Below are 20,018 nucleotides of genomic sequence, written 5' to 3'. Positions count from 1 at the left end.
GATAGTCGGCACGGGCGCTGCTGGCCCGTGCCGCGCGGGATACCTAAGGATTCAGGCGACGGCGCGTGCGGCCGGAGCTGAGATAGTCGGCGATATAGTCCTGCGAAATCTCGCCGCTGTAGCGACCCTCCTCGTCAACGATCGGCATCCAGACGGTGTTGTGCTCATAGAGCTTAGAGAGCACCACGCGCAGATTCTCTTCCGCCTTACCGGTCACGCGGAAGGTGTGCAGCAAGGCGTCGCAGTTGCCGCTGGCGTGGCGCGCCTCGCGACGCTTCACAAAACCGAGCGGTTTGCCGTCGTTATCCACCACGGTCACCGAGCGCATGTCGTTTTCGTCCATCAGGGCGAACGCCTCCGCCAGCGGCGTGGCGCGCTTAACGGTAATGGTCGGCTGCTGATCGGTGACGTCGCCCGCCTGCACCAGCAGCAGACGCTTCAGGGTGCGGTCCTGGCCGACAAAAGAGCCGACGAAGTCGTTTTTCGGGCTGGCCAGCAGCTCGTCCGGGCTGGCGCACTGCACGATTTTCCCCTGACCGAACACCGCGATGCGGTCGCCGAGCTTTAACGCCTCGTCGATGTCGTGGCTCACCAGCATCACCGTTTTCCTGAGCTGGCGCTGCATATCGAGAAACTCGTTCTGAATCACTTCGCGGTTAATGGGGTCGACGGCGCCGAACGGCTCATCCATCAGCAGCACCGGCGGATCCGCCGCCAGCGCGCGGATCACCCCGATACGCTGCTGCTGGCCGCCCGACATTTCGCGCGGATAGCGGTGCAGGAATTTAGCAGGATCGAGCGCGACCATGCTCATCAGTTCGGTGGCGCGCTCGCGGCAGCGTTTTTTGTCCCAGCCCAGCATACGCGGCACCACGGTAATATTCTCTTCAATGGTCATATTGGGAAACAAACCAATCTGCTGAATAACGTAGCCGATATTGCGGCGCAGCGTCACGGTGTCCTGAGTGCTGGTATCTTCGCCGTTAATCAAAATCTTGCCGCTGGTGCTGGGGATCAGGCGGTTAATCATTTTCAGCGTGGTGGTTTTGCCGCAGCCCGACGGGCCAAGCAGCACGCACATTTCGCCCTGTGGCACATGCAGGCTGACGTTATCGACGGCGGTAACGGTGGTGCCGTTTTTCTGGGTAAAGGTTTTCGTCAGGTTTTCCAGTTTTATCATTATCGAATCCCCTTAGGAGTCAGCGCCGACTGCAGACGATGCAGCAGCCAGTCGAGAAAAATAGCCAGCAGGCAGATCATCAGCGCCCCGGCGATCAGCATGCGAATATCGCTACCGCTGATGCCGTCCAGCAGCAGCAGACCGAGGCCGCCCGCGCCAATCACGGCGGCGATGGCCATCACGCCGACGTTCATCACCACGGCGGTGCGGATGCCGCCAAAAATTACCGGCAGCGCCATGGGGATTTCCACCCAGCGCAGACGCTGCCAGAAGGTCATGCCGATGCCGCGTCCCGCTTCGCGCAGGCCGTCCGGCAGGTTTTCCAGCGCGGTGTGGGTGTTGCGCACAATCGGCAGCAGCGAATAGAGAAACACCGCGGTAATGGCGGGCAGCGCGCCGATACCCTGACCGATCAGCGAAAACAGCGGGATCATCAGGCCGAACAGGGCGATGGTCGGGATGGTCAGCACCACGGTGGCGATGCCGAGCACCGGCGCGGCCAGCCATCTGACGCGCACGATAAGAATGCCGAGCGGCACGCCGGCGACGATGGCGCAGCCGACCGCCACCAGCACCAGCCAGGTGTGCTGCCAGGTGAGCGCCAGCAGGCTGCTCCAGTTATTAATAATGTAGTGAAGGGTATCCATAGGGCCGCCTTACAGCATGTTGTGGGCTGTGAGAAAGTCGCGCGCAACCTGTTCCGGCGACTGATGATCGATATCGACGCGCTTGTTAAGTTCGCTAATCGCGTCGCTGGTGATCAGCGGTGAGAGCTGATTCAGCGCCTCGGCCAGCCCTGGATGGCTGTCGAGTACATCCTTGCGCACCACTGGCGTGACGTTGTAACTGGGGAAGAAGTGCTTGTCATCCTCCAGCACCTTCAGGTCGAAGCCTTTCACCCGACCGTCAGTGGTGTAGATCAGGCCGGCGTCGACAAAGCCGTCGCGCACCGCGTTATAGACCAGCCCCGGATCCATTTGCCGGATCTGCGGCCGATCCAGCGCCAGCTGATAGGTTGCCTGCAGCGGCTTCATGCCGTCTGAGCGGCCGGAAAATTCCAGGTCCAGCCCGAGCCGCCAGTTATGGTCAGGATCGTGCTGGCGCACCTGTTCGATTTTGGCGACCAGCTGCGACATGGTGCTGATGCCTTCCCGCTCGGCGCGTTCACGCTGCATGGCGAAGGCGTAGGTGTTGTTCATCGGCGCCGGGTCGAGCCAGATCAGCCCCAGCTTGCCGTCGAGCGTTTTCACCGTCTGATACGCCTCGTCAGAGGACATCGGCTTGTTGATGTGGTTAAAGATGATCAGCGAGGTGCCGGTATATTCCCAGGTCATATCCACCTGCTTATTCAGCATGGCGTTGCGGCTGATAGTGGTGGCGATATTGCGTTTCGGGGTGACCTGGAAGCCTTTTTTCTGCAGCCACAGCACGCTCATGGCGGAAAGAATATGCTGCTCGGTAAAGCTTTTCGTCGCCATAACGATGGGCGTAGCCGCCTGGGCAGCCTGGCTCAGCGCCAGCGTGGCGGCGAGGGTTAGAGCGGTGCGTGTGATCCAGCGCGTCAGCATTATCATGGCTTCTCCTTGTGATTAAGCCGCGTGCGGGCTGAGGATGCGGCCCAGCGCCGCCAGTAGCATATCCAGCAGCAGGGCGAACAGCGCCGTGGCGGCCGCGCCGAGGATCAGCGTAGGAAAATCGTTGAGATAGATGCCGGGGAAGATCAGTTCGCCGTAGCTGCTGGCGCCGATCAAAAACGCCAGCGGCGCGGTGCCGACATTAATGGCGGTGGCGATGCGAATGCCCGCCAGCATGACCGGATAGGCGTTAGGCAGTTCAACCTGGCGCAGGCGCTGGAATTTCGTCATGCCGATGCCGTTAGCGGCTTCAATAAGTGAGGGCGGTACGGCGCTCAGGCCGGAAAAGGTGTTGCGCACGATGGGCAGCAGCGAGGCGAGAAACAGGGCGAACAGCGCCGGTTTGTCGCCGATGCCGATCACCACCATCGCCAGCGCCAGCACCGCCAGCGGCGGCAGCGTGTTGCCGACGTTGAAAATCTGCATCACATACTCAGCCCAGCGGCGCGCAAAAGGGCGACTCAGCAAGATACCGCTGGGAATGCCCACCAGCAGTGCAAACAGCATCGACCAGAAGACTAAAAAGAGATGCTGTTGCCCCAAATAGATCAGGTCGACCCGGCGCGCGCGCAGCGTGTCCAGACCCAGCCCCCAGACCAGCAGCGCCAGCACCACTACAATGGCCAGCAGCGCGAGTCCGGCGCGCCTGATCAGCGAACCATTTTGCATAGAGGAGTTCTCCCTGTTGTGTGTTGTCAGGGCGGCTTTCGCGTCGCCCGATTTTTCAGGTATGGATAAAAAGCTATACAGCCTATAGCAGCCTGCTGGCCGCGCTGCCACTTTTTATCGGCGAAATCAGACAGATAGAAATGGACGTCAGAGCGGGAAAAGCCGCATGGCCTCTGGTTTCCACCGCTAATTAACGCCTTTAGTCAATTTTTGGCGCTATCCTGTGACGCCGTCACAACAACAGCGCACGTCAGGCACACCGACGCGGCAAATTTAGGCTAGCCTTGCTGGATAACAAAAGGGAGATGTATGACTGAGAGCGCACACCTGCAGGTCAGCCATCGCGGCTGGATCCTCTTCGCCTGTATGCTGGCGATGTTTATGGCTGCCATAGAGGTGACCATCGTCGCCACGGCGATGCCCACCATCATTGCGGAGTTAGGCGGCTTTTCGCAGTTCGGCTGGGTTTTCTCCGTCTATCTGCTCACCCAGGCGGTCAGCGTGCCGCTTTACGGGCGGCTGGCGGATATGTGGGGCCGACGCAAAATGTTTTTTATCGGCACCTCGCTGTTTCTGATTGGCTCGGTGCTGTGCGGCTTCGCCCATAGCATGCTGTGGCTGATTCTGTTTCGCGCCTTTCAGGGGCTCGGCGCCGGCGCGATTATGCCGCTCAGTTCGACCATCGTTGCCGACATCTACTCGCCGCGCGAGCGTGCCAGCGTGCAGGGCTGGCTCTCCAGCGTCTGGGGCGTGGCGGCGATTGTCGGTCCGCTCACCGGCGCCTGGCTGGTGCAGCACTTCAGCTGGTCGCTGATTTTCTGGGTCAACGTGCCGATAGGGCTGATCAGCATGGCGATGCTGGCGCGCTTTCTGCCCGCACACTGCGCCGAAGACAAGCCGCAGCCGCTTAACCTCACCGGCAGCGTCTGGTTGATGCTCTGCGTCAGCGCGCTGCTGATGGCGCTGCTGCAGGCGGAATGGCTCGGCTCCTGGCTGATCCTGTTTCTGCTGCTGGCGCTGTTTGCCGGCTGGCAGCTGAAAAAGCATGAGCTGCGCGCCGACGCGCCGCTGTTTCCGCTGGAGATCTGGCGCAGCCGCCTGATTATCGCCGGCAATGCCGGCAACCTGATTATCGGCGCGGCGATGATGGGCATCAGCGCCTTTCTGCCGACCTGGATCCAGGGGATTAGCGGCGGCACGCCGCTGCAGGCAGGCAGCGCGCTGGCGATGATGTCCATCGGCTGGCCGCTCGCCAGCACGCTCAGCGGCCGCCTGATGCTGCGCACCTCATACCGCTTTACCGCCCAGCTCGGCGCGCTGCTGCTGGTGGCGGGCAGCGCCTTGCTGCTGCTGCTGCGCGCCGAGAGCCCCATCTGGCAGGCGGGGGCCACCGCTTTTGTCATCGGCACGGGGATGGGGATGACCAGCACCACCTTTCTGGTGTCGGTGCAGAACCATGCGCACTACGATATTCGCGGCATCTGCACCGCCTCGATCATGTTCAGCCGTATGATAGGCTCGGCTATCGGCACCGCGCTGATGGGCGCGGTGCTGAACCTGAACCTGGCGCAGCGGCTGCCGCAGGCGCAGGATCCGGTGCAGCAGATCATGTCTGCGCCGTCGCGCGACGCGCTCAGCAGCGACGCGCTGCGCCATATGACGATGGCGATCGCCGCCTCGCTGCACTGGGTGTTTGTAGTGGCGCTGGCCATCGCGCTGCTGGCGCTGGGCGTGGCGTGGATGATGCCGCGACAGCGGCCGGAGACGGAATAGGAAAGGGCGACGACGTCGCCCTCAGAGGTTACTGCGCGGGCGCGTCCTGCGAGCTGCCCGCGCTGTCGGGCACGCTGCCTTCGTCGCCGCGTCCCGTGCGCTTATAGACGATTTTCTGCGAGTCATTTTCGCAGTGGCCCACCACCTGGCCGCCCGCCTGATCGGCCTGATCGTTAGGCACGATATCCAGCGTAAAGCCCGACTCCGGCACGCCGTTCTGAATAATCTTCTGGCTGATATCCGCCTTGACGGATTCACAGGAGGCGTGCGCCAGCACGGGCAGCGCCAGTAAAGTTGCGATTAACATTCCGGTCTGTTTCTTCATCACTTTCTCCTTTTGCGTAGTAAACCTTACTGACTATAGCAGCCTGCAGAAAAAATCAGGGCGTGACCGGTCGGCCGGTGCGGCGATCGAGACAGCGCAGGGTGTTGGACTCCCAGTAGGCGTTGACGTTGTAGCTCTTTTCGCAGGCGTCGCGCGTATCAAAGGCGCGATCCGCTTTGTCGAACTCTTTCTCTACGCGGTTGTTCACCTTATGGCGCAGCTGCTGGGTCTCATTCCACTGCTCTTTGCTCTGGCGCGCCGCTTCATTACTGGCGGCGCTGCTGCCGTCCTCAATAATCAGGCGGCTGGTATTGGCGCTGGCCTGGACGGCGGTCAACAGCGTGCTGCCGGCCAGCAGCGCGGCGAGCAGGGTCGGAAACAATTTTTTCATCATCTTTTCCTTCGGTTGATGCCTGGCGCGGGGATGGTTCCGGCTTGCGGCAGACGGCGATTAGTATATCATCGCGCTTTCTTTGCTCACCAGTCGTGGGCGAGTTGTTTATCTTTGCGAGAGGATTGCATGCTGCTTAAAACCGCGCTGCTCTTTTTTCTTACCGCCATCGCGGAGATTGTCGGCTGTTTTTTGCCCTGGCTGTGGCTGAAAAAGGCGGGTTCCGCCTGGCTGCTGCTGCCGGCCGCGCTGAGCCTGATGGCCTTCGTCTGGCTGCTGACGCTGCATCCGGCGGCGAGCGGACGCGTCTATGCGGCCTACGGCGGCGTCTATGTGGTGACCGCGCTGCTGTGGCTGCGCGTGGTGGATGGCGTGAAGCTGAGCGCGTGGGACTGGAGCGGGGCGCTGGTGGCCTTTTGCGGCATGCTGATTATCGTGGCGGGCTGGGGCCGCGCCTGAGAAAGCCAGCCCGACGGGCTGGCCTGCTGCATCAGGGCTTATGCACTTTCAGACCGGCCTGCGTCTGGCTTACCGGCATCATCTCCAGCGTATTAATATTGACGTGCTTCGGCAGCGTCGCCACCCAGTAGACCGCCTCGGTCACATCTTCCGCCGTCAGCGCGGTCGCGCCTTCATAGACTTTATCTGCTTTATCGTCGTCGCCTTTAAAGCGCACGTTGGAGAACTCGGTGCCGCCAACCAGGCCTGGCTCGATGTCGGTGACGCGCAGCGCGGTGCCGTGCAGGTCGGTGCGCAGGTTCAGGCTGAACTGACGCACAAAGGCTTTCGTCGCGCCGTAGACGTTGCCGCCTGCATAGGGCCAGCTTCCGGCAACGGAGCCGATATTGATAATGTGGCCGACGTTACGCTCCACCATATCCGGCAGCAGGGCGCGCGTCATATAGACCAGACCCTTATTGTTGGTGTCGATCATGTTTTCCCAGTCTTCGACGCTGGCGCGGTGCGCCGGCTCGATACCGAGCGCCAGTCCGGCGTTATTCACCAGCACGTCGATATTGCGCCACTCGGCCGGCAGCGAAGCGATCGTCTCTTCAATAGCCGCGCGGTTGCGCACGTCGAGCTGAACGGTATAGAGGTTGTCGCCCAGCTCCTCTTTCAGCGCCTGCAACCGCTCGGCGCGGCGGCCGCTGGCGATCACTTTGTGACCTGTTTCAATGAATCGGCGGGTGATACTTTGACCAAAACCAGCGGTGGCGCCGGTAACAAAAATAATCATCTCACTGTTCCTTAACTGATTTTCAGGTTAGACCTTGCTCACCATACCACTTCATTCGCGCCGCTGCGCGGCAAAAGCGCGCTCAGGCTGTAAAGGGATTTTGCAGGCGGCCGGTTGCGCGATGGTGGCGCACGCTGCACCAGCAAGGAGCAGCGGCCTGGGCGGCAGCGTTCGGCGCGCTGCAGGCGGAAAGCGGAGCAACCGGTTGCGCATACGATACCGTTTTTTTCATCTACGGCGTAATGCTGTTTTTACATAACATATTGAATAGTGGCGCTGTTATGGCATGGCAGTTGCAAAATCTGTCTGTTCACTCTGATCGTTATCCGCGTCCACGCGCGGCGTTAAGGAAACACCATGTCACAGACCCAAACGGCGATTCGCGCCAGCTTTTTCGATTTTAGCGATATCGCGCATCAGCCTGAGGCCATCATGGCGCAGGCGCGCTATATCGAAGATGGCGTGCTGCTGCTGGAGGCGGGACGCATTGTCGCGCTGCACCCCTGGGCGTCGCTGGCGTCGCCTCCGGCCGAGGTGATCGATCTGCGCGGCAGGCTTATCGTGCCAGGCTTTGTCGACACGCATATCCACTATCCGCAGACGGAGATGATCGGCGCCTACGGCGAGCAGCTGCTGCAGTGGCTGGATCAGTACACCTTTCCGGTTGAAAGCCAGTATCACTGCGCGGATCACGCCGCCGCCATGTCCGCCTTCTTTCTGCAGCAGCTGCTGGCGAACGGCACCACCAGCGCGCTGGTGTTCGGCACCGTGCATCCGCAGTCGGTGGAGGCGCTGTTCAGCGCGGCCGAGGCGCTGGAGATGCGGCTGATCGCCGGCAAGGTGATGATGGATCGCCACGCCCCGGACGCGCTGCTGGAAACGCCGGAGCAGAGCTACGCCGACACCCAGGCGCTGATTGAACGCTGGCACGGACGCGGCCGGCTCAGCTACGCGCTGACGCCGCGCTTTGCGCCGACCTCTTCTCCGGCGCTGCTGGAAAAGGTGCAGCAGCTGCGGCAGCGCTATCCCGACGTCTGGCTGCATACCCACCTGAGCGAAAACCCGGAAGAGGTGGCCTGGGTAAAAGCGCTGTTCCCACAGCATGACGGCTATCTCGACGTTTACCATCGCCACCAGCTGACCGGACGCCGCAGCCTGTTCGCCCATTGCCTTCACCTGGAGGAGAAAGAGTGGCAGTGCCTGCACGATACTGACTCCGCCATCGCCTTTTGCCCGACGTCGAATCTGTTTCTCGGCAGCGGCCTTTTTAACCTGAAGCGCAGCTGGCAGCAGGGCGTGAGGATCGGCATCGGTACTGACGTCGGTGCGGGCACCACTTTCAATATGCTGCAGACGCTGGGAGAGGCCTACAAAGTCGGGCAACTGCAGCAGTATCGGCTCAGCGCGGCGGAGGCGTTTTATCACGCCACGCTGGGCGGCGCGCACGCGCTGGATCTGCATCACCACATCGGCAATTTCGCGCCGGGCAAAGAGGCGGACTTCGTGGTGCTCGATCCCGCCGTCTCGCCGCTGCAGCGGCTGCGCATCGACAACAGTAAAGATATCTGGGAGCGGCTGTTTGTGCTGATGACGCTGGGCGACGATCGCAATATCGCCCAGACCTGGGTCAACGGACGCGCGGTCTGGCAGCGCTGAGTTGTGACGGAGGCGGCAACCTGCCAGGATAATCTTTTGCATGGGCAATCAGGAGCGAGGCATGAACAGCAGAAGCAACCCGTTTTTCCAGGCCAGTACCTTGCCTTATCAGGCGCCGCCGTTTGACCAGATCGCGGAAGAGGATTTTCTGCCGGCGCTTCTGGCGGGCATAGAGGAGAAGCGTCAGGAGGTGCAGGCGATTGCGCAGAACCCGGAGGCGCCCACCTTTGCCAATACCTTTGAGGCGCTGGAGCGCAGCGGAGAGCTGCTGGAGCGCGTCAATCTGGTGTTCGGCGCCATGACCTCCGCCAATACCAGCGACTATCTGCAGCAGATCGACGAAGAGATCGCGCCGCAGCTGACCGCGCTCAACGACGAGATCGTGCTGAACGGCGCGCTCTTCGCGCGGCTGGATGCGGTTTATCAGCAGCGTCAGACGCTGGCGCTCGACCCCGAATCGCTGCGGCTGGTAGAGGTGACCTGGCAGCACTATCAGCTCTCCGGCGCCAGCCTGGCGGAGGAAGCCAAACAGCAACTCAAAACCCTGAACCAGCAGGCGGCGCGGCTCAGCACCCGCTTCACCAATAAGCTGCTCGCCGCCACCAAAGCGGGCGGGCTGGTGGTCGAGGAGGCGGAGGCACTGGCAGGGCTAAGCCCGGCGGATCTCGCCGTGGCCCAGGCGGCAGCGCAGGCGCGCGGGCTGGAGAAGGCCTGGCTGCTGGTGCTGCAGAACACCACCCAGCAACCGGCGCTGCAGGCGCTGCGTACGCGCGCCACGCGCGAGGCGCTGTTCACCGCCTCGATCACGCGCAGCGAGAAGGGCGACGAAAACGATACCCGCGCGCTGGTGCTGGAACTGGCGCAGGTGCGGGCGCAGCAGGCGCGGCTGCTGGGCTTCGCCAGCTTTGCCGAATGGCAGCTACAGGATCAGATGGCGAAAACCCCGCAGGCGGCCTTCGCCTTTATGCGCAATATCGTGCCCGCCGCGCGGGCGCGCGCTGAACGCGAGGCGGCCGCCATTCAGCAGACCATCGATCGGCAGCAGGGCGACTTTACGCTGGCGGCATGGGACTGGAACTTCTACGCCGAGCAGGTGCGCAAAGCGCAGTACGATCTCGACGAAAGTGAGATCCGTCCCTATTTCGAGCTGAACAACGTGCTGGAGAAAGGGGTGTTCTGGGCGGCGAGCCAGCTCTACGGCATCCGCGTCAGCGAGCGTCACGATCTGCCGGTTTACCATCCCGACGTGCGCGTGTATGAGATCTTCGACGTTGACGACGCGCCGCTGGCGCTGTTCTACACCGACTATTTCAAGCGCGACAACAAAGGCGGCGGCGCGTGGATGAGCAACTTCGTTCATCAGTCCCGACTGCTGGCGACGCGTCCGGTGATCTACAACGTCTGCAACTATACCCGACCGCCGGAAGGCGAACCGGCGCTGCTGAGCTGGGACGAAGTGATCACCCTGTTCCATGAGTTCGGCCATACGCTGCACGGGCTGTTCGCCACCCAGCGCTATCCGAGCCTTTCCGGCACCGCCACGCCGCGCGACTTCGTCGAGTTTCCGTCGCAGTTCAACGAGCACTGGGCGAGCGAGCCGCTGGTGTTCCTCAACTACGCGCGCCACTATCAGAGCGGCGAGGCGATGCCAGAGGCGCTGCATCAGAAAATCGTGCGCGCCAGCCGGTTTAACAAAGGCTATGACATGAGCGAGCTACTGGCCGCCGCGCTGCTGGATCTGCACTGGCACAGCATCGGCGCAGACGAGACGCCGCAGTCGGTAGCGGGTTTTGAGCAGCAGGCGCTGCAGAGCGATAATCTGGCGCTGGCCGCCGTTCCGCCGCGCTATCGCTCCAGCTATTTCCAGCATATCTGGGGCGGCGGCTATGCGGCAGGCTACTACGCCTATATCTGGACGCAGATGCTGGCGGACGACGGTTATCAGTGGTTTGTGGAGAACGGCGGCCTGTCACGCGAGAACGGCGACCGCTTCCGGCAGATGATCCTGTCGCGCGGCAACAGCAGCGACCTGAAGCAGCTCTATGAGAACTGGCGCGGCGGCGAACCGCAGCTGGAGCCGATGCTGAAAAACCGCGGCCTGGCCGATTAAACCTCAGCGGGCGTCATGCCCGCTTTTTTTATCCCAGCGGGCCACCCTCGATGGTTTCGCACATACCCGCCAGCACGCGCTCCCCGGTTTCCTGCCGCAGTTCCTGATACCAGGCGGCGGTGGCGGCGGGATCTTTGCCGTGCGTCACGTCGCAGCGCTTACGCGCTTTCAGCACCAGATCGCGGGTGCGTTCGACGCGCCGCGCTTCATAGCGCAGCAGCGCATCTTCAATACCCAGCGAATGGGCAGCGAGCGAGGAGGCCAGCACCAGCGCGTCTTCCATCGCCGCGCAGCCGCCCTGACCAATATCGGGCGTGGTGCTGTGCGCCGCATCTCCCAGCAGCGCAACGCGGCCGCTGACGAAACGGCTAAAGGGATCGATATCGTGGATCTCGACGCGGTTGGTGGTGGCGGGATCGATAGCGTCAATCAGCCGCTGCACCGGCTGCGCCCAGCCCTGAAAGTAGCGGCGCAGGTCAGCTTTCACGCTGCTGCGATCTTCCGCCAGCCCTTTCGGCAAAGGGACATCAAAAAAGAAGTAAAAGCGATTGCCGCTTACCGGCATCAGGGAGACGCGTTTGCCTTCGCCGACAAAGGTGGTCCACTGATCGGCGGGCGCCAGCGATGCATCTGTCTCCACCAGACCGTTCCAGTTCACGTAGCCGGCGTAGCGGCGCTCGACCTTTTCCCCCAGCACGCTGTGACGGATCACCGAGTGCGCGCCGTCTGCGGCGATCAGCAGATCGCCCTGCGCGCGGGTGCCGTCTTCAAAGAGAGCGGTAACGCCACTCTCATGCTGCTCAACCTGCGTCACGCGCTTGCCGAAGCTGACGCGTTCACGGCCATAGGCGTCAATGAGCATCGCCTGCAGCTCAGCGCGCGCCACCGGAGAGGGATATTCTCCCACCTGGCGCACCAGCGGCGCCATGCTGAAGCGCGTCAGGGTGGCGCCGCTGGCAAAATCCTGATAGGCCATAAAGGCCATATTGCCGCTCAGGGCACGCAGCTGCGCCTTCAGCCCCAGCGCATTCAGGCATTTGACGCCGTTCGGCCAGACCGAAATTGCCGCGCCCACCGGCTTCATCTCTTTTACCGCTTCATAGACTTCAGTGGCGATACCCGCCTTTTCCAGCGCGAGTGCCGCGCTCATGCCGCCAATGCCGCCGCCAATTACAATCGCTTTCATACAGGTCTCCTTGTAGACAGGCAAAGCGCTGCAACTTTTGTACCAACCCCGCAGCGCCCGCCTGAAGCGCCTCTCAGAGAAAAAGCGCGGCGAGTGCGCGCCAGCAGCAGGCAATTCAGCCGGGAGAATGCATTGTTTTGGTGCTTTACCCGCGGCCTGAACCTTTCGTTTCAGCCCGGCGGCGGAAGTGTGACCGCCCAACGCTTTTACGCGCGCGGCGAGGACGTTTGCCCGTTCGCCAGCCATACTTAGCCAGTGTCGAACCCAGGGAGAGTAAACATGAAAACGCGTTACATCATAGCGATGCTCACCGCATTGCTGCTGGGGCAGAGCGCTCTCGCTCAGCCAGTTGCATCCCAGGCGCTGTTTAGCGGACGGGCGCCCATCGCCCAGCTGACGCCGGTCGCGGCGAAGTGCGATCTCGCCAGCTGTCAGCAGAACTGCTATGTAGAGCGTTCTCACTGCAACACGCGCGGCAACGGCTCCTGTAGCAGCCAGACGCAAATTTGCGTGCAGAACTGCGCCAGCCAGTGCAGATAAGGCAGAGAACGGCAAACCCTGGCGTTTGCCGTTTAATGATGGAGATCAAATTGACCCGCCGCCGTTTCCCTTTGTTTTTCCGCATCACGTAGAATAGTCATTTTTCCTTCACCAAAACCCGCTTTACTGCCAGGCACGGTGACGCGTTTCTTAAGGGTGTTATGAGTAGCTACCTCTATCTGTTTATCGCCATTGTGGCGGAAGTAATCGCCACCAGCAGCCTCAAGGCGTCTGAATCCTTTACCCGACTCTGGCCAGCGGTGATCACCGTGGTCGGGTACGTTATCGCCTTCTACTTTCTGACGCTGGTGCTGCGCACGATGCCGACCGGCATCGCCTACGCTATCTGGTCAGGCGTGGGGATCGTGCTGATCTCCATCGTGGGCTGGGTGGTGTTCAAGCAGAAGCTCGATCTGCCTGCTATCCTCGGCCTCGGCTTGATCATTGCCGGTGTGCTGGTGGTGAATCTTTTCTCTAAAACGGTAGGACACTAACCCCTTTATCTTTATCAACGGGAGAAGCAGGTGAAAAAAGCGCTTAAAGAAGCAGATATTGATGAGGTGCAGACGCTCTACCGCAATCCCTGGTTCAGCGTGCAGAAGGCAAGCATCGATCTGGGGGAAGCGCAGCGCCGCGACTTCTATGCCGTGCATCATGACCGTCCCGCTGTCGGTATCGTCGCTATGCAGGAAGAGAAGATACTGCTGATCAAACAGTATCGCTATCTGATCGATCGCGTGGTCTGGGCGATCCCGTCGGGCGGTGTGGATCCCGACGAAACGCCGGTTTGCGCCGCGCGCCGCGAGCTGGTGGAGGAGAGCGGCTATCGGGCGAAGCACCTGCGTGAGCTGATCCGCTACCATCCCTCCTACGGCAGCAGCGATCAGCTGTTTATCACCTTTCTGGCCACCGATCTCGAATTCATCGGCATGGAGGAGGATCAGGATGAGGTCATGGACACCGGCTGGTTTTCGCTGGACGCGATACGTCAGATGATCGCCAGCGGCGATATGCCCGACGGGCTCTCGCTGGTGCCGCTGCTGCTGCTGCTGGCGGATCCCGCGCGCTAAGCGCGCCGCGCGTCGTGATACTCCCTGATTAACGTCCTGACCAGCTGCGCCGCGGGCATTTCTCGCGCCAGCATTGCGCCCTGGCCCGCCCACTGCGCGCCAAAACCCGCTTCGCCATGCGCGGCGGCCGCGGCGGCCGCGGCGGCCAGCGCTTTGCCCAGCGAATAAGCGAGAGGATAGGCAGGGATCGCCTCCTGCGGGATAGTGCGCGCGAAATGGCAAAAGGCGTTACTGAGCGCGCGCGCCGGACGTCCGGAAATCGCGGCGGTCAGCTCCGTGTGGGCGGCCGCATCGCTTTTCAGTGCCGCGCGATAAGCGCTGTTCGCGGCGGACTCCGGGCAGAGCAGAAACGCCGTGCCCAGCTGCACGCCCGCCGCGCCCAGCGTCATCATAGCGGCGATGCCGCTGCCGTCCATTATGCCGCCTGCGGCAATCACCGGACAGTCGCACTGCCTGATGATCGCCTGCACCAGCGTCAGAGTACTCATCTGCGCATCCGGCTGTTCAGGGTCGAACATGCCGCGATGACCGCCCGCCTCAATGCCCTGCGCCACCACGAAATCGATGCCTGCGGCGGCGACCTGACGCGCCTCGTCAACCGAGGTCGCGCTCGCCAGCGTCACGATACCCTGGCCTTTCAGCCGGTCGATAACCGCTTTATCTGGCAGGCCGAAATGAAAGCTGACCGCGGCGGGCGCCGCGTCAAGGATCAGCGGCAGCAGCGGAGAGTCGTCGTCAAAGGTGGGGTAGATTTCCGTTAGCGACAGCGGTGGCGCTGCGCCGTAGCGTCTGAACAGCGGCGCAAAGCGCGCCAGCCAGGCGCGCTCGCGTTCGGCATCGCGCGACGGCGGCGCATGGCAGAAAAGATTGATATTCACCGGCGCGGCGGTCAGCTCGCGCAGGCGGCTAAGCAGGGCGCGGGCCTGCGTGGGATCTGACGCGCCGAGGCTAATCGAGCCCAGCGCGCCTGCGTTGCTGACCGCCGCGGCCAGTTCAGGGGTCGAGACGCCCGCCATCGGCGCCTGAATCAAAGGAAAGGCAACAGATAACGCGCGGCAGAGTGGATTGTCCATTTTCTCTCCTGCTGGTGGATAGAACGAGGGCCAGCATCGCCGCGCCGCGCCTGAAACACAACCCCAGCGCTCAACTCTGCGGCACAGGCAGCAAAAATCCATGCTGGCGCAGCAGCCGCTGCGCCGTCGGCGAGCGCAGAAAGCGCGCCAGCGGCTGCGCGGCAGGCTGGCACACCGCGTAGCCGTAGCGAGCCAGCACGTTGTCGGCGGCGGGAATGGTAAATACCTTCAGGGTGGGGATCGCCGTCAGACGCGGCGCATAGCTGGCGTAGCCGATAAACAGATCGGCGTGCCCGTTGCTCAGCAGCCAGTGCGCCGCCAGCGCGCCGTCGGGCAGGGCGAGGCTGTCGGCGCCACCGACCAGCCTCTGCGCGCGCTGACGCAGATCGGCGCCCAGTCCGGGATAGCGTCTCTCCAGCGCGGCAAACAGCTGCCAGGTGTAATCGCCCGAGGGATCGCTGCGCGGCGTCGAGGTCGCCAGCCGCAGCGACGGGCGCTGCAGCAGCGTCAGCCAGCTGTCGTTTTTGCCTGTTATCTCCTCTCTGGCGGTCAGGCAGAGCGTGTTTGCGGCGAAGGCGCCGCTTTCGCTCGCCAGCCCCTGCTGCACCAGCGCGTCGGCGTGCGCCTGACTGGCGGAGGCGAACAGGGCGCACGGCTCGCCCTGTTCAATACGCTGGCGCAGCAGTCCTGCGGGGCCGAAACGCGTTTCCGCGCCTGCGCCGCCTTGCGCGCTAAACGCCGCCATCAGCGCAGGCCAGACCGGCCGCAGGCTACCGGCTGCCAGAACGCGCAGCATCGTCGACATAGTGAGTGCGGTAGAAGCGTTGATACCAGCGTTCAGCCTGCTGCTGCATATCGATATCGCGGAATTTTTCCGGGTAAAGCTTTTTCGCCATCCACAGTTCGCCCAGACCTATCGCCTCAGGCATCGGATAGCCCCAGGCTTTGGCGTAGTCCGGCATCAGCCAGACGCGATGGTTTTTTACCGCGTCGATGGGCTGCCACCGCGCATCCTGTTTGATTTCGTTCACCACCTCGGGATAGCGGTCCTGCACGAATATCACCTGCGGGTTCCAGGCGATAACCTGCTCCATACTGACCTGCCTGAAGCCCTGTACGCTGGCGGCCGCCACGTTGAGCGCGCCAGCGTGGGCCATCATCAGACCGGTATATTTGCCGGATCCATAGGTGGTCAGCGCCGGGTTGGCCATATAGGCGCGCACGCGCTGCTGCTGGGGCAGGGAGCGGAGGCGATCGCTGACCAGCTTGCGTCCGGCGAAGGCGGCGTCAATCAGGGCCTTCGCCTGCTGCGGCCGGTTTACCACCTCGCCAATCAGCGTGATGCCTTCTTTCAGCCCGAGGTTGTAGGCCTGCTCCTCGTCCTGCATGCCCGGATTGATTTTATTCTGCTCGCCCGCGTCGTCATGACGCAGGGAGATGGCAATCACCGGAATGCCCAGCGCGGAGATGCTGTCGATCATCTCCTGCGGCGCATAGTTCGTGACGAACACCACCTGAGGATGAAGCGCCACCAGACGTTCGGTGTCGACGTGGGTGAGGTCGCCGAGCATCGCTTTCTGCGTCAGCTCCGGCACCAGCTGCGCATAGCCGTCGCCAAGCTGCTGTTTCCAGTTGGCGAGGATGCCGGCGATTTTATCGGTAGCGTTGAGCTGCACCAGCAAGTTCAGGGTTTGATGCTGCAGCACCACCACGCGGTCGACCCGGTCGGGAAGGGTGACGTGGCGGCCGAGCTGGTCGATCACCACGCGGCTTGCCTGGCTGCTGAACGCGCTAAGCGTCAGCAAAGCAGCGAGAAAAGAATGACGCAGGAAGCGGGACATAACGGACTCCATAATTCGATATGTCGCGGATTATATAGCGAAGGGTGCAAACAATGACAGCGTTATGCCTATTAGTTACATCATACGTTTAGGGCTTGTTGTAAAAAATCACATCAGCTCCGCGCGAAAACCAAAGGTTTTGCAGATAAACAGGCAACTGGCTTAGCGACTCAGACGCCATGCTCCAGCCACGCGCTAATCTGCGTCACCATCGCCTGCGTGGAGATGCCGTAGCGGTCGTGCAGCGTCGGCAGCGCGCCTGCGGCGAGAAAGGCGTCGGGCAGGGCAATCTGACGGAAGCGGGGCGCCACGCCGTGGCGCAGCAGCGTCGCTGCAATGGCTTCGCCCAGTCCGCCAGTAATCGAGTGGTTTTCCGCCGTGATCACCAGCCGTTGCGCGCTCACCGCTTCACCGGCTTCGCGCAGTATCGTCGCCTCGTCCAGCGGCTTGATCACCGGCGAGTGCACCACGCCGACCTCAATGCCGCGGCTTTCCAGCTGTTCCGCCGCCTCCAGCGCGCGCATCGTCATTATGCCGCTGCTGATAATCACCGCATGCTTGCCCGCGCGCAGGCGCTGCGCTTTGCCGTGCTGGTAGCAGTAGTCATACTTATCCAGCACAAGCGGCACCTTGCCGCGCAGCAGACGCATATAGACCGGTCCCTGATGCTCGGCGATAGCCGGCACCACCTGGCTGATTTCCCGCGAATCGCAGGGATCGATAATCGTCAGGTTGGGCATGCCGCGAAAAATCGCCACATCGTCCGTCGCCTGATGGCTCGGCCCGTAGCCGGTGGTCAGCCCGGGCAGGGCACAGGCGATTTTCACGTTGAGGTTCTCTTCGGCAATCGCCATGCAGATAAAGTCGTAGGCGCGGCGTGAGGCGAACACCGCATAGGTGGTAACGAAGGGGGTAAAGCCCTCGCGCGCCATGCCGGCGGCGGCGCTCATCAGCAGCTGCTCCGCCATGCCCATCTGAAAGAAACGTTCGGGGAAGGCGTCGGCGAAAAGGTGCAGATCAGTGTATTTGCTCAGATCGGCGGTCAGGCCGACGATATCCTGACGCTGGCGCGCCAGCTCGACCAGCGCGTGGCCAAAGGGCGCGGATTCCGTCGGCTGTCCCTCGGCGGCAATCGAGGCGATCATTGCCGAAGTGGTCAACCGTTTTTTTAGCGTTGAGCTGTTCATCTTATGCTCCCTGTTCCAGTGCAGTAAGGGCTTTGCTCCATTCATCCGCGTCGACGCGAATAAAGTGGGTCTTTTCCCGGGTTTCAAGGAAAGGCACGCCTTTGCCCATGCGCGTGTCGCAAATAATCACGCGCGGCTGCGGCTGCGGCCAGTCGCGTGCGGCGTCAAAGGCGGTAACCAGCGCCGCAATATCGTTGCCGTCCACGCGCTGCGCATACCAGCCGAAGGCCTGCCAGCGCTCAACTATTGGCTCGAACGCCAGGATCTCGCTGCTGTGGCCGTCCGCCTGCTGATTATTGACGTCGATAATGGCGATCAGGTTATCCAGCTGCCAGTGCGACGCCGACATCGCGGCTTCCCAGGTAGAGCCTTCGTTCAGCTCGCCGTCAGACAACAGGTTGTAGACCCGCGAGGCTGAACCCTTACGTTTCAGCCCGAGGCAGGCGCCGACCGCGATGCCGAGGCCGTGGCCGAGCGAGCCGCCGGTAATCTCCATGCCGGGCGTGTAGGCCGCCATGCCTGACATCGGCAAACGGCTCTCGTCGCTGCCGTAGGTTTCGCGCTCCGCTTCGGGGATGACACCCGCCTCCAGCAGCGCCGCGTAAAGGGCGATAGCGTAGTGGCCGATAGAGAGATAGAAACGATCGCGGCCTTCCCATTCAGGATCCTCTGCGCGATAGTTCAGCGCATGGAAATAGCTGACCGCGAGCAAATCGGCGGCGCCCAGCGCCTGCCCGATATAGCCCTGGCCCTGCACCTGGCCCATCAGCAGCGCATGGCGGCGAATATGGGTGGCGCGCTGGCGCAGCGTCGGCGGTGAAGTAAGGGTATGCATAGAACCTCCTGATTAACGATTGACGTCCGCCGCCCGGATGCGCAGCACGCAGAGCGCGCCGAGCAGCAGAACCGCAGCGATAAAGTACATGCCCGACGCGGGCGAACCGGTCAGCGTGGTAATAGAGCCGATAAGCCAGGGCGAAAAGAAACCGGCGAGATTGGCGATACAGTTGACCGCCGCGATACCGGCGGCAGCGGAGACGCCGCCCAGCAGATTGGTCGGCAGCATCCAGAACAGCGATGAGGCGGAGAGAATGCCCGCCGCCGCGAGGCAAAGAAAGAACAGCGACAGCGCCACGCTGTGGCCCAGCGAGGTCGCCAGCGTCAGGCCCGCCATGCCGAGCAGCATCGGCACAATCAGGTGCCAGCGTCGCTCGCGGTGACGATCGCCGCTGCGGCCCGCCATCAGCATAAAGACGATGGCGCAGAGGTAGGGCAGACTGGTGAGCAAGCCGATATGCAGCGGCTCGCGAATGCCGGCGTTTCGCACCAGCGTCGGCAGCCAGAAGGTCAGGGCGTACTGGCCCATCACCACGCAGAAGTAGATCGCCGCCAGCGTCCAGAGGCGCTTATCCGCCACAAACTCTTTGATGGTGCCGTGATGGGACTTCTGCTGGTTATCCTCTTCCAGATCGGCGCGCACCATGCGTTTTTCGCCTTCATCAAGCCAGCTCGCCTGTTCGACGCGATCCTTCAGCACCATCAGCACCACCAGCCCCATCACCAGGGTCGGGATCGCCTCCAGCATAAACATCCACTGCCAGCCGGCCCAGCCGTGCCAGCCAGCGAAGGTCTCCATAATCCAGCCCGACAGCGGACCGCCGATCATGCCGGAGAGCGGAATCGCGACGAACCAGAGCACCGTCATGCGCGCCCGGCGATGCGCGGGAAACCAGTAGGTGAGATAGAGCAGCAAGCCCGGCGCCAGCCCGGCTTCGGCGACGCCAAGCAGAAAGCGCAGCAGATAGAACTGCCAGGCGCTCTCGACAAAGGCAAAGGCGCCGGAGATCAGCCCCCAGGTGATCATAATGCGAGCGATCCAGCGGCGCGCGCCGACGCGGTGCAGGATCAGGTTGCTCGGCACCTCGAAAAAGAAGTATCCGAGGAAAAAGATCCCGGCGCCGAGGCCGTAGACGGTTTCGCTTAGCGAAAGATCGTCCATCATCTGCAGCTTGGCGAAGCCAACGTTAACGCGATCCAGATAGGCGCAGAGGTAGCACAGCATTAAAAACGGCATCAGACGCCAGGCGATTTTGCGATAGGCGCCGTCGCGCGCAGCGACAGCCGCACTGATATTCAGCGTGGTCAT

The 20,018-nt window shown here is 62.2% G+C and carries 21 protein-coding genes; 7 read left to right on the top strand and 14 right to left on the bottom strand.

Features of this window, described 5'->3' with window-relative positions:
* Positions 1-43: 43 nt before the first annotated feature.
* The 4 genes from osmV to osmY are packed head-to-tail and all read right to left on the bottom strand — an operon-like array spanning position 44 to position 3,483.
* Complete coding sequence (osmV, locus tag B2J69_RS06745; protein ID WP_081137634.1) at positions 44-1,180, bottom strand: osmoprotectant ABC transporter ATP-binding protein OsmV; 1,137 nt, start codon at positions 1,178-1,180, stop codon at positions 44-46.
* Entirely contained in the window at positions 1,180-1,827 is a 648-nt protein-coding gene (gene osmW / locus B2J69_RS06740; protein ID WP_081137632.1) for an osmoprotectant ABC transporter permease OsmW, read from the bottom strand. Before osmW ends, osmV begins: the two co-directional genes overlap by 1 nt.
* A 9-nt stretch (positions 1,828-1,836) precedes the next feature.
* Positions 1,837-2,748, bottom strand: coding sequence for a glycine betaine ABC transporter substrate-binding protein (locus tag B2J69_RS06735; protein WP_081137725.1), 912 nt, complete (start codon positions 2,746-2,748; stop codon positions 1,837-1,839).
* Positions 2,749-2,769: 21 nt separating this feature from the next.
* Positions 2,770-3,483: an osmoprotectant ABC transporter permease OsmY gene (gene osmY / locus B2J69_RS06730; protein ID WP_081137630.1), complete on the bottom strand. Its 714-nt coding sequence runs from the start codon at positions 3,481-3,483 to the stop codon at positions 2,770-2,772.
* A gap of 309 nt (positions 3,484-3,792) precedes the next feature.
* On the opposite strand from osmY, the gene B2J69_RS06725 reads away from it, so the two are divergent.
* The gene (locus B2J69_RS06725; protein ID WP_081137628.1) at positions 3,793-5,256 is read left to right on the top strand and encodes an MDR family MFS transporter; all 1,464 of its coding nucleotides are present in this window, start codon (positions 3,793-3,795) and stop codon (positions 5,254-5,256) included.
* 28 nt (positions 5,257-5,284) lie between these two features.
* Here the strand turns inward: B2J69_RS06725 and B2J69_RS06720 are convergent, their stop codons facing one another.
* Together B2J69_RS06720 and B2J69_RS06715 are read right to left on the bottom strand one after the other, a co-directional pair.
* Positions 5,285-5,581 carry a DUF1161 domain-containing protein gene (locus B2J69_RS06720; protein ID WP_081137626.1) on the bottom strand — a complete coding sequence of 99 codons (297 nt, stop codon included), beginning with the start codon at positions 5,579-5,581 and terminating at the stop codon, positions 5,285-5,287.
* A gap of 55 nt (positions 5,582-5,636) precedes the next feature.
* Positions 5,637-5,972: a DUF1283 family protein gene (locus tag B2J69_RS06715; protein WP_081137624.1), complete on the bottom strand. Its 336-nt coding sequence runs from the start codon at positions 5,970-5,972 to the stop codon at positions 5,637-5,639.
* 129 nt (positions 5,973-6,101) lie between these two features.
* Here B2J69_RS06715 and B2J69_RS06710 point away from each other — a divergent pair, with 129 nt between their 5' ends.
* A complete protein-coding gene (locus tag B2J69_RS06710) occupies positions 6,102-6,431 on the top strand; it encodes a YnfA family protein (protein ID WP_174580890.1) in 330 nt (109 codons plus the stop codon).
* Positions 6,432-6,462: 31 nt separating this feature from the next.
* Here B2J69_RS06710 and ydfG read toward each other — a convergent pair whose 3' ends face one another.
* A complete protein-coding gene (gene ydfG, locus B2J69_RS06705) occupies positions 6,463-7,209 on the bottom strand; it encodes a bifunctional NADP-dependent 3-hydroxy acid dehydrogenase/3-hydroxypropionate dehydrogenase YdfG (protein ID WP_081137622.1) in 747 nt (248 codons plus the stop codon).
* A gap of 357 nt (positions 7,210-7,566) precedes the next feature.
* Between ydfG and guaD the strand changes: the two genes are divergently transcribed.
* Both guaD and dcp read left to right on the top strand, forming a co-directional pair.
* A complete protein-coding gene (guaD, locus tag B2J69_RS06700) occupies positions 7,567-8,865 on the top strand; it encodes a guanine deaminase (protein WP_081137620.1) in 1,299 nt (432 codons plus the stop codon).
* Between the two features lie 61 nt (positions 8,866-8,926).
* Positions 8,927-10,975 (top strand): peptidyl-dipeptidase Dcp, encoded by a 2,049-nt coding sequence (dcp, locus tag B2J69_RS06695; protein WP_081137618.1) that lies wholly within the window; start codon positions 8,927-8,929, stop codon positions 10,973-10,975.
* 28 nt (positions 10,976-11,003) lie between these two features.
* Here dcp and hpxO read toward each other — a convergent pair whose 3' ends face one another.
* Entirely contained in the window at positions 11,004-12,161 is a 1,158-nt protein-coding gene (gene hpxO, locus B2J69_RS06690) for an FAD-dependent urate hydroxylase HpxO (RefSeq protein WP_081137616.1), read from the bottom strand.
* 279 nt (positions 12,162-12,440) lie between these two features.
* Between hpxO and B2J69_RS06685 the strand changes: the two genes are divergently transcribed.
* The 3 genes from B2J69_RS06685 (at position 12,441) to B2J69_RS06675 (ending at position 13,771) form a co-directional block, all read left to right on the top strand.
* Positions 12,441-12,701 (top strand): hypothetical protein, encoded by a 261-nt coding sequence (locus tag B2J69_RS06685; protein WP_081137614.1) that lies wholly within the window; start codon positions 12,441-12,443, stop codon positions 12,699-12,701.
* 161 nt (positions 12,702-12,862) lie between these two features.
* On the top strand, positions 12,863-13,195 hold the full coding sequence (locus B2J69_RS06680) for an SMR family transporter (protein ID WP_081137612.1): 333 nt from the start codon (positions 12,863-12,865) through the stop codon (positions 13,193-13,195).
* A gap of 30 nt (positions 13,196-13,225) precedes the next feature.
* Positions 13,226-13,771, top strand: a complete 546-nt coding sequence (locus B2J69_RS06675; RefSeq protein WP_081137610.1) for an NUDIX domain-containing protein — start codon at positions 13,226-13,228, stop codon at positions 13,769-13,771.
* Here the strand turns inward: B2J69_RS06675 and B2J69_RS06670 are convergent.
* From B2J69_RS06670 to B2J69_RS06645, 6 genes are all read right to left on the bottom strand, one after another.
* Positions 13,768-14,844, bottom strand: coding sequence for an NAD(P)H-dependent flavin oxidoreductase (locus B2J69_RS06670; protein ID WP_081137608.1), 1,077 nt, complete (start codon positions 14,842-14,844; stop codon positions 13,768-13,770). The genes B2J69_RS06675 and B2J69_RS06670 overlap by 4 nt on opposite strands.
* Positions 14,845-14,914: 70 nt before the next feature.
* Positions 14,915-15,649 (bottom strand): substrate-binding domain-containing protein, encoded by a 735-nt coding sequence (locus B2J69_RS06665; protein WP_081137605.1) that lies wholly within the window; start codon positions 15,647-15,649, stop codon positions 14,915-14,917.
* A complete protein-coding gene (locus B2J69_RS06660) occupies positions 15,615-16,685 on the bottom strand; it encodes an ABC transporter substrate-binding protein (protein ID WP_081137603.1) in 1,071 nt (356 codons plus the stop codon). The genes B2J69_RS06665 and B2J69_RS06660 overlap by 35 nt, the downstream gene beginning before the upstream one ends.
* Positions 16,686-16,855: 170 nt before the next feature.
* Positions 16,856-17,872 (bottom strand): transketolase family protein, encoded by a 1,017-nt coding sequence (locus tag B2J69_RS06655; RefSeq protein WP_081137600.1) that lies wholly within the window; start codon positions 17,870-17,872, stop codon positions 16,856-16,858.
* Between the two features lies 1 nt (position 17,873).
* Positions 17,874-18,707, bottom strand: a complete 834-nt coding sequence (locus B2J69_RS06650; protein ID WP_081137597.1) for a transketolase — start codon at positions 18,705-18,707, stop codon at positions 17,874-17,876.
* 12 nt (positions 18,708-18,719) lie between these two features.
* Entirely contained in the window at positions 18,720-20,018 is a 1,299-nt protein-coding gene (locus tag B2J69_RS06645; protein WP_081137595.1) for an MFS transporter, read from the bottom strand.

It is taken from the genome of Pantoea latae (assembly GCF_002077695.1).
GTDB classification, from domain to species: Bacteria; Pseudomonadota; Gammaproteobacteria; order Enterobacterales; family Enterobacteriaceae; genus Pantoea; species Pantoea latae.
This window is presented reverse-complemented; position numbering and strand designations above follow the sequence as displayed.

What these genes read in the sequence shown, in the direction of transcription:
- ydfG (WP_081137622.1), bottom strand. Translation starts at nt 7,209, where the DNA reads ATGATTATTTTTGTTACCGGCGCCACCGCTGGTTTTGGTCAAAGTATC.
- B2J69_RS06650 (WP_081137597.1), bottom strand. Translation starts at nt 18,707, where the DNA reads ATGCATACCCTTACTTCACCGCCGACGCTGCGCCAGCGCGCCACCCAT.
- osmV (WP_081137634.1), bottom strand. Translation starts at nt 1,180, where the DNA reads ATGATAAAACTGGAAAACCTGACGAAAACCTTTACCCAGAAAAACGGC.
- B2J69_RS06715 (WP_081137624.1), bottom strand. Translation starts at nt 5,972, where the DNA reads ATGAAAAAATTGTTTCCGACCCTGCTCGCCGCGCTGCTGGCCGGCAGC.
- osmY (WP_081137630.1), bottom strand. Translation starts at nt 3,483, where the DNA reads ATGCAAAATGGTTCGCTGATCAGGCGCGCCGGACTCGCGCTGCTGGCC.
- B2J69_RS06725 (WP_081137628.1), top strand. Translation starts at nt 3,793, where the DNA reads ATGACTGAGAGCGCACACCTGCAGGTCAGCCATCGCGGCTGGATCCTC.
- B2J69_RS06660 (WP_081137603.1), bottom strand. Translation starts at nt 16,685, where the DNA reads ATGTCCCGCTTCCTGCGTCATTCTTTTCTCGCTGCTTTGCTGACGCTT.
- B2J69_RS06720 (WP_081137626.1), bottom strand. Translation starts at nt 5,581, where the DNA reads ATGAAGAAACAGACCGGAATGTTAATCGCAACTTTACTGGCGCTGCCC.
- B2J69_RS06685 (WP_081137614.1), top strand. Translation starts at nt 12,441, where the DNA reads ATGAAAACGCGTTACATCATAGCGATGCTCACCGCATTGCTGCTGGGG.
- B2J69_RS06710 (WP_174580890.1), top strand. Translation starts at nt 6,102, where the DNA reads ATGCTGCTTAAAACCGCGCTGCTCTTTTTTCTTACCGCCATCGCGGAG.
- B2J69_RS06670 (WP_081137608.1), bottom strand. Translation starts at nt 14,844, where the DNA reads ATGGACAATCCACTCTGCCGCGCGTTATCTGTTGCCTTTCCTTTGATT.
- hpxO (WP_081137616.1), bottom strand. Translation starts at nt 12,161, where the DNA reads ATGAAAGCGATTGTAATTGGCGGCGGCATTGGCGGCATGAGCGCGGCA.
- guaD (WP_081137620.1), top strand. Translation starts at nt 7,567, where the DNA reads ATGTCACAGACCCAAACGGCGATTCGCGCCAGCTTTTTCGATTTTAGC.
- B2J69_RS06665 (WP_081137605.1), bottom strand. Translation starts at nt 15,649, where the DNA reads ATGTCGACGATGCTGCGCGTTCTGGCAGCCGGTAGCCTGCGGCCGGTC.
- dcp (WP_081137618.1), top strand. Translation starts at nt 8,927, where the DNA reads ATGAACAGCAGAAGCAACCCGTTTTTCCAGGCCAGTACCTTGCCTTAT.
- B2J69_RS06645 (WP_081137595.1), bottom strand. Translation starts at nt 20,018, where the DNA reads ATGACCACGCTGAATATCAGTGCGGCTGTCGCTGCGCGCGACGGCGCC.
- B2J69_RS06735 (WP_081137725.1), bottom strand. Translation starts at nt 2,748, where the DNA reads ATGCTGACGCGCTGGATCACACGCACCGCTCTAACCCTCGCCGCCACG.
- B2J69_RS06655 (WP_081137600.1), bottom strand. Translation starts at nt 17,872, where the DNA reads ATGAACAGCTCAACGCTAAAAAAACGGTTGACCACTTCGGCAATGATC.
- osmW (WP_081137632.1), bottom strand. Translation starts at nt 1,827, where the DNA reads ATGGATACCCTTCACTACATTATTAATAACTGGAGCAGCCTGCTGGCG.
- B2J69_RS06680 (WP_081137612.1), top strand. Translation starts at nt 12,863, where the DNA reads ATGAGTAGCTACCTCTATCTGTTTATCGCCATTGTGGCGGAAGTAATC.